Origin of the sequence: Mucilaginibacter metallidurans, assembly GCF_003286435.2 — a bacterium.
GTDB lineage: Bacteria > Bacteroidota > Bacteroidia > Sphingobacteriales > Sphingobacteriaceae > Mucilaginibacter > Mucilaginibacter gossypii.
Map to the genome: position 1 here is coordinate 658,389 of NZ_CP043449.1, position 12,907 is coordinate 671,295.

At 41.0% G+C, this 12,907-nt stretch carries 9 protein-coding genes; 8 read left to right on the forward strand and 1 reads right to left on the reverse strand.

Annotated features, from left to right (window positions below; all coding sequences use genetic code 11):
• The first annotated feature begins 70 nt into the window (after positions 1-70).
• Positions 71-1,447 carry an O-antigen ligase family protein gene (locus DIU38_RS02920; RefSeq protein ID WP_112656626.1) on the forward strand — a complete coding sequence of 459 codons (1,377 nt, stop codon included), beginning with the start codon at positions 71-73 and terminating at the stop codon, positions 1,445-1,447.
• A 182-nt stretch (positions 1,448-1,629) separates the two neighbouring features.
• Positions 1,630-1,827, forward strand: a complete 198-nt coding sequence (locus tag DIU38_RS02925; protein WP_112656628.1) for a hypothetical protein — start codon at positions 1,630-1,632, stop codon at positions 1,825-1,827.
• Positions 1,828-1,865: 38 nt separating this feature from the next.
• Here DIU38_RS02925 and DIU38_RS02930 read toward each other — a convergent pair whose 3' ends face one another.
• Complete coding sequence (locus DIU38_RS02930; protein ID WP_112656630.1) at positions 1,866-2,705, reverse strand: WecB/TagA/CpsF family glycosyltransferase; 840 nt, start codon at positions 2,703-2,705, stop codon at positions 1,866-1,868.
• Positions 2,706-3,308: 603 nt separating this feature from the next.
• On the opposite strand from DIU38_RS02930, the gene DIU38_RS02935 reads away from it, so the two are divergent.
• The 6 genes from DIU38_RS02935 (at position 3,309) to DIU38_RS02960 (ending at position 12,904) form a co-directional block, all read left to right on the forward strand.
• Complete coding sequence (locus tag DIU38_RS02935) at positions 3,309-6,656, forward strand: non-ribosomal peptide synthetase (protein ID WP_112656632.1); 3,348 nt, start codon at positions 3,309-3,311, stop codon at positions 6,654-6,656.
• Positions 6,657-6,850: 194 nt separating this feature from the next.
• Positions 6,851-7,258, forward strand: a complete 408-nt coding sequence (locus tag DIU38_RS02940) for a hypothetical protein (protein WP_146750429.1) — start codon at positions 6,851-6,853, stop codon at positions 7,256-7,258.
• Positions 7,259-7,333: 75 nt separating this feature from the next.
• Positions 7,334-8,572 (forward strand): glycosyl hydrolase family 28-related protein, encoded by a 1,239-nt coding sequence (locus tag DIU38_RS02945; RefSeq protein WP_167516065.1) that lies wholly within the window; start codon positions 7,334-7,336, stop codon positions 8,570-8,572.
• 33 nt (positions 8,573-8,605) lie between these two features.
• Positions 8,606-9,385: a polysaccharide biosynthesis/export family protein gene (locus DIU38_RS02950; RefSeq protein ID WP_112656638.1), complete on the forward strand. Its 780-nt coding sequence runs from the start codon at positions 8,606-8,608 to the stop codon at positions 9,383-9,385.
• A gap of 7 nt (positions 9,386-9,392) precedes the next feature.
• The gene (locus DIU38_RS02955; protein ID WP_112656640.1) at positions 9,393-11,726 is read left to right on the forward strand and encodes a GumC family protein; all 2,334 of its coding nucleotides are present in this window, start codon (positions 9,393-9,395) and stop codon (positions 11,724-11,726) included.
• Between the two features lie 32 nt (positions 11,727-11,758).
• Positions 11,759-12,904 carry a glycosyltransferase gene (locus DIU38_RS02960; RefSeq protein WP_112656642.1) on the forward strand — a complete coding sequence of 382 codons (1,146 nt, stop codon included), beginning with the start codon at positions 11,759-11,761 and terminating at the stop codon, positions 12,902-12,904.
• The last annotated feature ends 3 nt before the right edge of the window (positions 12,905-12,907 follow it).

The window sequence follows — 12,907 nt, forward strand, 5'->3', positions numbered from 1 at the left end:
TTGGATCCGGCTTTAAATCCAGTTTGAATATCTATACGGATAAAGCCGATGATGACAGCTTAACTGAACTATGCTTCTTAAAATTCTGACCTTTTTTGTACTTACAGCTATTTATTTTATTTGGTATGTAGTCAACCTCATTCAAAAAAAAGATTCGTCGCATCTGCTTTTTAGCTTTATAGTCACCTGTATTCCTTTTCAGATGTCTTTTCCGGTTTACGTACCTGCTTATCTGTCTGTCGACGGTATCGGATCTTTTACCGGTAAAATCTTTTTAATGCTACCGCTGATAGCCTCGCTTGCGTTGCTTGTGATGCAAAAAAATAGAAACTTGCTGTCCCGGTACAGGAATGAACGGTGGTTGACCTGGATTTTGCTGCTTATTGCCATTTCTTTAGCCAACCCTTTCAACGTGGCCAGATGGGGCACGGTGGCGTTTGCTGTAACAGTGATATCATATATACTGTTTTTTAGGTTAATTTATAATAAATTAAATCCTTTGCAGATATTGAACGGCATTTTTGCCAGTTTTTTATTTTTGTGCGTACTGAACTTTTGCCTGGCGGTGTTATACCCTGTCCTGGGCATTACTTTTGTAACAACAATTTTTCAGGCGGGAGGTGATATCTGGGCCACCCGTAATGGCACCCGGGCGGGGGCAATCGGTATTTTTGTAACCCCTGCCAACCTTGGATTGTTTTCAGTGATTGCTTCGGGCTTTTTCTTCGCGAGTTACCTCAACGGTATTAAAAAGAGACTGAGCATAATTGTACTTATTCTGACGGGTATGACTATCATACTTACCTACTCCCGTACATCATACATAACCTTTGTTGTGATATTGATTACATTGTTATACTTATCCAAAAATGCAGGAAAGCCCCTGCTGTCATTAAAAAGTTTTTTTTTAGGTGTGTTACCGGCTGCAGTTGTGTTATACTGGTTGGTATTTCTTTCGCCGTTCAGCGCCACCTTTTTAAAAACAGATGCAGATGACATGTACCAGGCCCGCCTTGATCACTGGACTATGGGAATGGATATATTTCGTCGGTCGCCGCTTATCGGTGTGGGCATAAACAGTCATCTCGAGTTTGTCAACAGATCGCCGGAAATGAGCAAGGTGATCCATAATGATTTTTTAACCTCAAACCCCATACACAATACGCACCTAATTATCCTTGCAGAAACAGGCATATTGGGTTTTTCATTATGGGTAATTTTTATACTGACCACGATTAACAGGGCGAAAGTCAATATTGCACAAAACGTAAACACGATATTAGCACTCTCCGAAATCGCCCTGATCATCATTTATATCATTTACGGGTTTACTGACTGGGCGCCGGTCTCTCACTCTACCTTTCCGATATTCTTACTTTTTACTTACTTTTTCTACAAATACAGTGGAAGTACCCGTCCTGCTCATGTAGTCGTTCAAAGCACCTGACGATGTTAATATGTACCCGCTGTTGTAAAGTAGTGAAAAAATAAAGTCGTTTTGGTTACTGGCTGAATATCAAGTTTCAGCGAATTCAGATTTGTCTATTACTACCTGCTTTAACAGCCTAATCGGAACCTTATAGCGATACATCCGTATAAGACAAACATTGGTAAAAACCAAGTTTGAACATGAATGATAGGAAGTTTAAGTTTTTGCTCAAGTTAATTAACTTTTTGAGTTTTGTGACGATGGAGAAGTACTGGAAAAACGGCATCAGGATAGTTTTCAAAAAAAAAAAGAAGAATAACGAGATACGATATCCTTCTTCTGAAGTTGAATCTGTCTCATTCCCGGTGTCAACCGAAGAGTCTGAAAATGTAATTTGAAAATGCAGGTCTTGTATATCGTGTGTGTGCCTTTGTCTTTATTTTAGATTGGCTAAACGATCCCCGTTAAGGTCAAGTAATGTTTCGTCCGGAGTAGCGACGACTTTCATATTTCGCCTTGCCTCTTTAATTTTAAAGCTTTTGGCGGCATCTTTTGCCGTAGCTGTACTGCTCCTTAATAATCGGCACACCATAAGGTAGCAAAATTTAGGATACGTTTTTATCGATCTTTTTAAAACCCCTTGTTCCTTAAACGCCCGGTAAAAAAACCTTAGGTTTAATTTATCAATAAATTGCGGGTAAAAATTAATTTCGTGTTTGGTTTGATGTAAGAAGCCGCCACAGGTATAAACAGCGCCCTGGTATCCTGCTTTTCTGAGATCCAGTACCATGGTTTCCTGCAGGATGGTCCCCATTCCCACAAATATGATATCGGGCTGCAGTCTTACTATGTTCAGTATTGCTTCATGCCGTTCTCTGCCGCTTTTAAAATATCCGTTTCTGTATCCTGAAATTCTCAATTCCGGATAACTTTTCCTAAAAACTTTTACTGATTGCCGGATACCGCTGGCATCGGTTCCAAAAAAGTAAGTGCTGAGCTTGTTTTCGATAGCTATTGTAAACACGTAGGGAACGACAGAGGTCATATCGCAGGAAAAACGCGTGATCTTAAAAGCAACAGCTTTCAAAAAATTTAAAACAGCTACAACCAATATCCCGTCTGGTGCTATAAGGTCAAAAGCTTCAAACAATTCTGCTTTCTGTACTGCCAGTGTGTAAGAATGAGGGTTTAAGAAGGTGATCAGTCTTTTTTTTCGTGGGTCAAAATCTTCGATAGAACGTGGTATCCGGGAGATAAAAATGTTGTAGATGTCCATTATGACTTGAATAAAGGTTTTGAATTAATTATAGGATCTGTATACACAGCCCTTTCTTCTCAAACCAAGAGCCAGTTTAATGGCACCTTCCTGTCAATAATTAAAAATACTATGGGAACTTCCACTCTGTGAGGTAGGCTTAAAACCTGACGGAGTAATTTTTTTTTATTTGTAGCATATTACTTATCTGTTAATTGAAATAATTATCTTTAAACGAAATTGAATTATACTACTATCTAAAATTTTATACATTAAGTGTCACTAAAAACCTACAAACGCTATTGTTTAATTTTACTTCAAACGAAAAATTTCTCATTATTCCGATAGGTAGTGAAAAATTCTGTAACAAAACTGTGGCATTTTGATCGGTAATTAATCAGATGGTTTTAATCAGATTTTTTAGTTATTGATTGTAAAAATGTTACCAAAAGACGAGTTCAATTTCGGAGTAATTTGTTACATGTCTTAATCCCGGCCAAATATTTTCAAAAAAAGGAATTTTTTTGGCATCCTTTTCAATTGTGTAACAGCATTAAAAAAATCATGGCTTATATAACGCTGGTATTCCAGTCAGAAAATCAATAACCTCTATAATCACTAAACATGCCCTTGTTACTATCTACCGAAACCGAACCCTTTAACCTCAGTTTCTTTCAAAAAAGCAATTCAACTATTAAGGACACTTGCCACGGTGATTATTTAACTGATACAAAAAAAAGCCCGCGATCTTATGGGACTTTTGATTTAAACATCGATGCTCAATTGATAAAAGCTATGTTGAAGGTAGCCCATGAAAATGAGATAGAATTTACATCATTTTTAATTACTGCTACTAATGTTGTTTTACAAAGATATACCGGGCAGCAGAATGTCTTGTTAGGACAGGCGTTTATAAAAGCGGAAGCGGACCGTGTATATCTGGCAGAATTATGGAATGAATTAATTAGTGCCAATCTGCTTTCCGAGGCATTACAACAGGTAAATGACGTCGTCACCGCCAGGCCTGATTTCATCGACCTTCCTCAGAGCCTTGATTTATCAGACGTTGACGTCAGTATGGATTTGTTCCAGATCTTTTTTATTTCAGATAGCGCTCCGCGTGATAATTCATCAGCAATTATCAATGCTCTTGTAAGCCAGCTGAATGATTTTTACTTCGGTGTACATATAAACGAGCATGAACAAGGTTATCAGCTATCATTTTTTTATGACACCAATAAGTTTACTGATGAGTTTTTCAATGTGTTGGCTATCCGGCTTCATACTTTATTATGGGAAGCTGTCAACCGCCCGGACCTTGAACTTGGGGAGTACAATGTATTAGGGAAAGAAGAATACTCGCTGTTGATAGATAAATTTAACGACACCGTTACTCCATACCCACGCGAAAAGACCATTTTTGATTTGTTTGAGCGGCGGGCGGCCGAAATGCCCGCCGCTACAGCGCTTATCAAAGGCGAAAAACAATTAAGTTATGATGAATTAAACAGGCAGGCTAACCAACTTGCGCGCTACCTAATCTGTGAAGGCATTACGCCCGGCGATAACGTGGGTTTGCTGACCGGCCGGGGCTTCGAGATGATTATCGCCATGCTGGGCATATTAAAAGCCGGTGGTGCCTACGTACCGATAGATCCGGATTATCCACTGGATAGGCAGGAGTACATCTATACACAGTCGGCCGTCAAAATGGTGGTTGCTGATCGTGATTACCCCTTAAAGGTTATAGTCGGTGAAAATAACTATAAGCTTATTGATCAGCCAGGTATTGAAAAGTATGACAGCGATAATCCTGCTTTAAAAATCAGCAGTGATCAGTTGGCATATACTATTTACACATCTGGCTCTACCGGAAAGCCCAAGGGCGTTATGATTGCTCATCACTCTGCCGTGAATTTGTTGCTGTGGGTAAATAACCGTTTCAACATTACCGGAAATGACAGGCTGCTGTTCATCACATCGATGTGTTTCGACTTATCTGTATATGATATCTTCGGTATGTTATCCGCCGGCGGGGCCGTTGTTATTGCCGAAAAGAAAGAGGTACAAAATGTACACATATTGGCAGAGATGCTCATGGTACACAAGATAACGTTTTGGGACTCAGTACCTACAACTTTAGACTTTTTGGTTAAAACGCTGGAAAACGATAATTCCAGGTACAGATACAACGGCCTGAAAACTGCTTTTATAAGTGGTGACTGGATCCCAGTGAGCCTCCCGGATCGCATAAAGGTATTCTTCCCTGGTGTACAGGTAGTAAGCCTGGGCGGAGCGACGGAAGGAACAGTTTGGTCTAACTATTTTATAGTGGATAAAACAGACCCGGCCTGGAACAGCATACCTTATGGCAGACCTATTGCCAACAACTTTTTCTACATACTGAATGATCATTTACAACCGGTGCCACTCGGTACAGTAGGAGACCTGTATATTGGCGGCGCAGGGGTGGCAAAGGGCTACGCTAATGACATTGGGAAAACAGCACGCTCGTTTATTCCTGACCCTTTCCATCCGGGCTGTGGGGGGATGATGTACCGCACCGGAGATTCAGGCAGAATGATGCCTGATTTTAATATGGAGTTTATAGGGCGACAGGATAATCAGGTGAAAATTCAGGGCTTTAGGGTTGAACTGGGGGAAATCGAAAGTGTACTGAACGGGAGCGGCATGTTGAATTCTGCAATCGTTTTGGCCAAACCTGATCGTGACGGTAATAAAAGGTTAGTAGCCTATGTAATCAACAACGCGCACGGCCATAATCCGGAAGCACTTAAATCATACCTGCATAAGTTTTTACCGGAATACATGATCCCTTCAGTTTGGATTGCACTGGAAACTTTGCCGCTAACCGGGAATGGGAAAATTGACAGGAACGCCTTGCCCGAAATTGATGACCTTAAAAAGTTGAAAAGGGAATATGTGGCTCCGGCAACAGAAACCGAGAGAATGTTGGTAAATATCTGGAAAGAGAATTTCAGGAGCAAGGATATCGATGTGTTAAGCAACTTTTTTGATATAGGGGGGCATTCTCTGATGGCGGTGCAAATTTTATCCAAGCTCAAAAAAATCACCGGAAAGAACCTGCAGTTGTCCATTTTTTACAAATACCCGAGTGTGAGGCTGCTGGGGCATTTTCTTGATAAAGAAAACGAAGACTACAATTTCAAATCGTTGGTTGCTATTAAGCCTTCCGGCTCAAAAAATCCGTTGTATATTATTCACGGCGACGGTTTAAACGTGCTCAATTTCAGTAAGCTCGCCGATCATGTAAGTAAAGACCAGCCAATCTACGGATTGCAGGCACTTGGCCTTAACGGTATTGATGAGCCCATCGATAACCTGCCCGTTATCGCTCATCATTATATGCAGGAAATCATTCAGCATAACCCGCATGGCCCCTATTTACTGGCCGGTTATTCATCGGGTGGCTATGTGGCTATGGAAATCAGGAAACAGTTGGTGGCACAGGGTAGGGAAGTTAAGATGTTAATCATTTTTGACACCGATGCCGAAAAAACCGAGTATAAAGACTGGTACTCGCTGTTGCCTAAAAAGGCAAAACGCCACGTGCCGCTGATATTGCGGTCGATGAGGGTTTCCATAAACCAATGGTTTAAAGGCAAAGCCCTTCAACTCGAAGTTCCTGTGGAGAAAAAAAAAGGTTCAAAAGAGTTTTACAAGCTCATTCAGAAGATCAAAAACAAGCATATAACCGCATTTAGAAATTATCCGCTTGAACCCTTTGATGGAAAACTTTACCTGTACAGGGCAAAAATCAGCGTGCATTATGTTGAATATGGAAAATACTTGGGCTGGGACAAATTCGCAAAGGAAGGTGTTGAGCTTTTCGAAATACCAGGCGACCATTTTTCAATGCTGCAGGCTCCGCATGTAGCTGAACTTGGCGAGGTTTTACAAAAAAACATAGATGATGTAACGTCGGTTTAAATATACAGTTACCCGGCAGGCGGCGATGGGTTTGCTTTAAAGTTAATCTTAGTCGCCACTTTACACCCGCAGGTTGTTTTACCTGCATTATTGGCAATCGGGCATAGATATTGCAAATCTGGCAGCAAGCTTTAACAGGCGCCTCGTTTGGTGCCAACTATATACGTTATAACATTAAACACATATTATTCTATATGAAAAACTTCCTTTTAATTATTATCGTGGCCTTAGTGACCTTTTCATCTTGTAGAAAATTATCAGGTACTGACAATGCCGCACCTGGTAATAACAATCCGAATTACGATGCCAATAATAGGATATTCAGGGTTAAAGCTTCTTCAACAGCCGCATTCAAACTGTCTATTATTGAATATGGAGATGACGGGGTAACTCCTTATAATACCCAAAGTGCTGATCAGTCATCGGCATTTGATTATGGTTTTACCCCGGTTATCGGTCATAAAATATCGGTATCTATTCAAAGTGCCAATGGCAAGATCACTGCATTCGCCCTGTATAAAAATGAATATCTCGATCCAATTGTTATAAAAACCAATGGCTCTGGATCTACCGCAGATTTTAGTTACACGGTTAAAAATTAATCCGCGCAAAACCGTCATCACCCATTTTATGTTTAGCCATTGCTCAATATGTTTTATACACTGCTAATACAAGTTATGCTTCAATTACTTGCTGTTCAAAAACCTGCAGCAGATCAATTAAAACCAAACGTTGTATCGGCTGTTGCAAAAGATTTGGATGGCATTAATGTTAAAGATCATGGCGCTAAGGGGGATGGTATTGACGACGATACGCAGGCGATAAAAGATGCTATAGTCTTTGCCCGGGCAAATAATGTTTCAATAGTTTACCTTCCTGAGGGGCGATATTTGATAAAAGATGCCGGAACCAAGCCTGGTGTAATAAAATTGGCCAACGGAATCAGTTTAGCAGGCGATGGGCCGACTAAAAGCCATATCGTTCTTTCGGGTGGCAGGAAAAACCCTGTCTCGATTTTTTACCAGGAATGGCGTGAAGAGCCGTCTGTTGATAATGTCACTATCCGTGGCATTGATTTCGACGGAAATTTAAGCAGGCAGAAATTTGACGCCGAATACCAGTTTTGCCACGCGTTAAGTATTAATAATGGTAGAAACATCGAGGTTGAAAACTGCAAATTTCAAGGTTTCCGGGGGGATGGCCTGCTTTTTGGCGATACGTTTGAGCAAACACTTAACGCTCGCATAGTTTCAAACGTGCGTGTTCATGACTGCGAGTTTTACAATATCTACCGCGAGGGAACCATGTTCTGCTGTGTTAACGGGGCCTGGTTTTACAACAATTGGATACACGGCAGTGGTTATCTGGTGGGAGGAGTAGATATTGAACGTCATAGCGCAAACGAAACTGTCACCAACGTATCGGTATACAACAATCTATTTGATTTTAGGAACGGCTTCGGACCCGTTGAGCGTGGCCGTATCATCAAATACAGGCGCGCTGTGACCATAGGTTATTTTTATGAGGGTTACTGTAACGGAACGGCTGATTCATTAAGCGGTCACCATAATATACATAACAACAGGATTTACCAGGGCCAGATAGATTGCTTCGGACACCTGAATGTTAAAATTAGCAGGAATACGATAATTAACACTTTTGAAAAACTTAAAGGTGTACTTCATGTTAGTACACCGGCAATAAACGTTTCTGATGCCCGCTGTACAGTGGGCCTCAAAAATGTCGCTATCGACAGTAATTACATCAGGTCGGCGATTCCGGGTAATGGAATTGTGTTTTATAAATACAAACAGGTCAATGCCCGTTACAATATTCTTAAAGGTAAAAACTTGGAAGGGGTAATGCTCATAAATTCAGAAGGAGCTGTTCATTCCAATATCACTCAAAATAACTAAAGCAAAAATTAAAAACATCACTTGAAAAAATCAATGCCAATCCATAAAACAGCAAAAGCTTTTTTGATACTACTGCTTGCAGCCTGTGCATTATCCTCATGCCAATCGTATAAAAATGTCCCTTATTATAAAGACCTCGATAAAAACGGTGTGGTCACCGAAAAGATAACCAATAGTACAGACTATGTTATCCGTACGGGCGATATATTGGGGATCAATATAACAAGCCGCAATCCCGAATCAGTCGCGGTATTTAACTATAATCTTGCCCGTGTAAACGGTAATGCATACAATACATCTCCCGATAACCCTGTGATAGGCTACCGTGTTGATGAAAATGGCAACATTCACTTGCCCCTGGCCGGAGATATTAAAGCATCAGGCTCAACCACACAACAACTGACCGAAAGTTTAGGCAAAACCCTTCTTACCTATTTAAAAGATCCGGTGGTTAATATCAGGGTAGTGAACTTTAAAGTATATGTTTACGGCGATGTTGCGCGCCCTAATGCTTATACGATATCGGATGAGCATCCGACCGTTACACAGGCGTTAACTATCGCTGGTGATTTAAATATCACCGGCTTGCGCAAGAAGGTTTTGTTAATAAGAACGGAAGACGGCGAACGAAAGTACATTCCGCTCGATCTCACTTCCAGAACCATTTTTCAATCACCTTACTTCTATTTGAAAAATAACGATGAGATATATGTAACACCTGGAAGGGCCAAGCTTACCGCAAACGGTTTACCTGTTTTAGGTATCGTCATATCGGCCTTATCGGTTGTTGCCATATTGTTAACACGTAATTAGTAGCTTAATGAGTACAAATCAAACACAGTTTTTAACTTTTGCCACCGAAAAGGAAAAAAACTCATCTGTTAGTTTAAAATCGCTTTTTGCTAAATATCTGTACAATTGGCGCGTTATTGTGGTTACAGTAATTGTGATGCTGGCTATAGCGTTCGCCTACACGCAACTTGCGGATCCGGTTTACCAGGTTAAAGCCACCTTACTGGTCAATACGCCAAAAGACGCCGATAAACCGGCTGCAAATCAATCCGTATTGGACAAAATTGATTTACCCAAATCTACGGATGCGGTTGAAAATGAAATAGCTAAACTAAAGTCGGCTAAATTGATTAATCAGGTCATTGCCGATCTTCAGCTTGACGTGCGCTACGAGAAAAAAGATGGGTTGCTTTATAAAGAATTATATGCTACGCGTCCGTTCAGGGTACTGATTGTGAAACGAAATGCTGAAGCCGACCCGAAAACAAAGGTTTTTATCCAGATAAAGGACCACAATTCTTTCGTGCTTAAAACCGATGGGGTCGATAAGCTGCAATCGTTCAATGATGTTTTGCATACCGAATGGGGTACCTGGAAGGTCATTCCCGCGTCCGATGTTTCGTCTTTTGTGGGGAAGCCGGTAAGGGTATCCTTACTTGACGCTGATAAGCTGACAGAATATTACCAGAAAAATATCGATGCCGCCCTGGAAGATAAACTGGCCACAGCCGTAAATCTCTCTTTTAATACAAATGACAAGCAAAAGGGCAAGGACATCATTAACCAGCTTATTAAAGTATACCACGATGATGAAATAGCCGATAAAAACAAAGAAACCCAGAATACGATCAACTTTATTGACCAGCGTCTGGCTTCATTAACAGGAGAACTTTCGGGTGTTGAAAAAAGTATCTCTGATTTCAAGAGTTCTAACCGGCTTACCGATATCACGTCCGATGCTAAATTTGAACTCGAGAAACTTCAGAACAATGACAGCCGCTTAAGCGAAATCAATGTGCAGCTAAGTGTCATCGATGGTATCGAGTCCTTTGTCAATTCGCCGCATACCGGGGATAAGGCTCCCGCTGTTATTGGCATAAATGATCCAGCGTTGGTAAGCTCCGTCGAAAAACTTGCCCAGTTACAATTGCAGCATGATCAGTTAGCTGCGACAACTCCCGAAACTAACCCGGATTTTGAAGAGATCAATGCACAGATAAGGACTACTAAAGCTGCTATAAAAGATAATGTTAAAAACATAAAGGCATCGTTACTTAATGCCCAAAGCAAGTTAAGGTCGCAGAGTTCTTCGTCAGAATCATCAATTGCCAGCCTGCCGGGCCAGGAGCAAAAATTCATCAGCATAAAACGCCAGCAATCTATAAAAGAGAATCTTTATATATATCTGCTGCAAAAACGCGAAGAGGTTTCCATGAGCTATGCAACTACGGTATCAAATTACAAGGTGCTTGACGCTGCCCATAGCCTTCCTTCAAAATGGCCTAATAAAAAGATCATATATCTGGCGGCTTTTCTGCTCGGTATTATGTTGCCGGCGGGAGGTATTTATTTGGCGCAGCAATTTAAAGGCCTGATTCTTGATCCAGCAGAAATAGAGAACGCTACCGAGATGCCTGTTTTCGTCGAAGTTGCGGCAGCGCCGGCGGCCGGACTCGCGAGGGGAGGGTTGGTTGTTGAGCAGTTGAGGAACCTGAGAACCCGCCTGTTCGACCTTCACAGCGCAGGTAAGAAAAGTAATGTAACACTCATTACCTCCAGTATTTCAGGGGAGGGCAAAAGTTTTATCGCAGGCAATATTGGTAATATCCTGGCAAACACGGGTAAAAAGACCGTAATACTTGAGCTTGATCTACGGCGTTCGGCTATTAAGGATATTTTTAAGCTATCGAAAAAACAGGTCGGCATATCTGATTATTTACGCGGGAATGCCGAATTGACAAAAATTATTCAGCCCTCCGGTGTTAATGAATCACTCGATATTATCAGTAGTGGTTCCGCGGTGTCAAACCCTACCGAACTGTTGGAGAACGGAAGACTTAGTGAATTGATAGCCGAACTTGAACATTCGTATACCAATATTATTATAGATAGCCCGCCCGTACACCTGGTTGCAGATGCTTATGTAATTGCAAGAGTTAGCGATGTTACGCTATATGTCGCACGGCAAGGCGTTACACCTAAAAGCGAGTTGACGTTCATCAAAACTTTGCTGAAAGAAAACAAGCTTCCCAATATGCAAATTGTGTTTAATGGTGTCAATGTTAAAAAATTTGGGTTTGGCTATGAGTATGATAACTCCTATTATCAAACTACTTCGTTGCCCGGGGAATTATCCGCTTAATTATTGATCTGGTAAAAAATGATCTGTTTTAAATGAAAAAACTATTTGTTTGTTCGGGCTTTTACGCCGGTCTGTTACCATTTGCCGCAACAATTGTCAATGCCATGCGCGATGATAATACTTATGGTATTTTTATGTGCAGTGCCAAATGCGATTATCGCAAGGCTCTTGTACCTAATGGTGATAATTACATATTCCTGGATTTCCCTGAAAGCAGGTTCAGCGCATTGGCCTTCAGTCTTTATCCTGCAATATTATTAAAAGCTATACAGCAAGTCTGTAAGAAACACGATATCGAAGTAATGCATCTTCTGACAGAGGATTCACCACTTGCATGGCATATCAACGGTTTAAAAAAACTGGCTAAAGTGTATTATACGGTACATGACCTGTTTTCTCACGAGCAGGTTTATAAAAACGTATTTAAAAAGCTAATGAGAACGTTTCTGGTAACTAAGCGCGTTAATTATTTAATCAAGCATACGGATAATCTGGTAACCTGTAGCGAAGATCAATACAGCTATATGAAAAAGTGGTTCGGGCGCCAGCATATTCATTTTCACAATTTTCCAACTTTAGTTACCGATGTAATCAAATCCGGCAAAAAAAACGCGCCCGAGCTTGCCGGTATTGACCGGTATATCTTGTTTTTTGGTCAGGTAGAACAATATAAGGGGGTTGATATATTATATAACGCTTATATAAATGACACCAGTGGCGTTACCAAAAGGCCGCTGGTGATCGCCGGAAAAGGCTATATCTATTTTGATAGGCATCCGGGGAAGGAAGAAAATGTGGTTTTTGTTAACAGGTACATTGAGGACGAAGAGATCAGGCAGCTGTTTCAAAATGCCTTTTGCGCGGTTTTTCCATATATCTCCGGAACTCAATCGGGGATATTATCCCTGCCATATTATTTCGGCGTGCCTTCACTGGTATCGGATATCCCTTTTTTTAAGCAGTTTTCGATAGAAAACGTGACGAGCATTAGCTTTAGCAATGACGCACCTGATCAGATAATGCAAAAAATAAAGGATCTTGAAAACGCCGGGCGGCAAAAGATCTTGGAAGCCGGGAAGGAATTCTATGAACGCGTTTATGATCAGCGGGCTTTAAGAAGACAATTGTCAGCAGCCTATTCCGAAAACCTTAAACTTCAGTCGCGTGCGGTTAGCTGAAAA

Excerpts from the sequence above, each read along its gene's own strand:
- DIU38_RS02940 (WP_146750429.1), top strand. The coding sequence starts at position 6,851 with ATGAAAAACTTCCTTTTAATTATTATCGTGGCCTTAGTGACCTTTTCA.
- DIU38_RS02955 (WP_112656640.1), top strand. The coding sequence starts at position 9,393 with ATGAGTACAAATCAAACACAGTTTTTAACTTTTGCCACCGAAAAGGAA.
- DIU38_RS02925 (WP_112656628.1), top strand. The coding sequence starts at position 1,630 with ATGAATGATAGGAAGTTTAAGTTTTTGCTCAAGTTAATTAACTTTTTG.
- DIU38_RS02935 (WP_112656632.1), top strand. The coding sequence starts at position 3,309 with ATGCCCTTGTTACTATCTACCGAAACCGAACCCTTTAACCTCAGTTTC.
- DIU38_RS02945 (WP_167516065.1), top strand. The coding sequence starts at position 7,334 with ATGCTTCAATTACTTGCTGTTCAAAAACCTGCAGCAGATCAATTAAAA.
- DIU38_RS02920 (WP_112656626.1), top strand. The coding sequence starts at position 71 with ATGCTTCTTAAAATTCTGACCTTTTTTGTACTTACAGCTATTTATTTT.
- DIU38_RS02960 (WP_112656642.1), top strand. The coding sequence starts at position 11,759 with ATGAAAAAACTATTTGTTTGTTCGGGCTTTTACGCCGGTCTGTTACCA.
- DIU38_RS02930 (WP_112656630.1), bottom strand. The coding sequence starts at position 2,705 with ATGGACATCTACAACATTTTTATCTCCCGGATACCACGTTCTATCGAA.
- DIU38_RS02950 (WP_112656638.1), top strand. The coding sequence starts at position 8,606 with ATGCCAATCCATAAAACAGCAAAAGCTTTTTTGATACTACTGCTTGCA.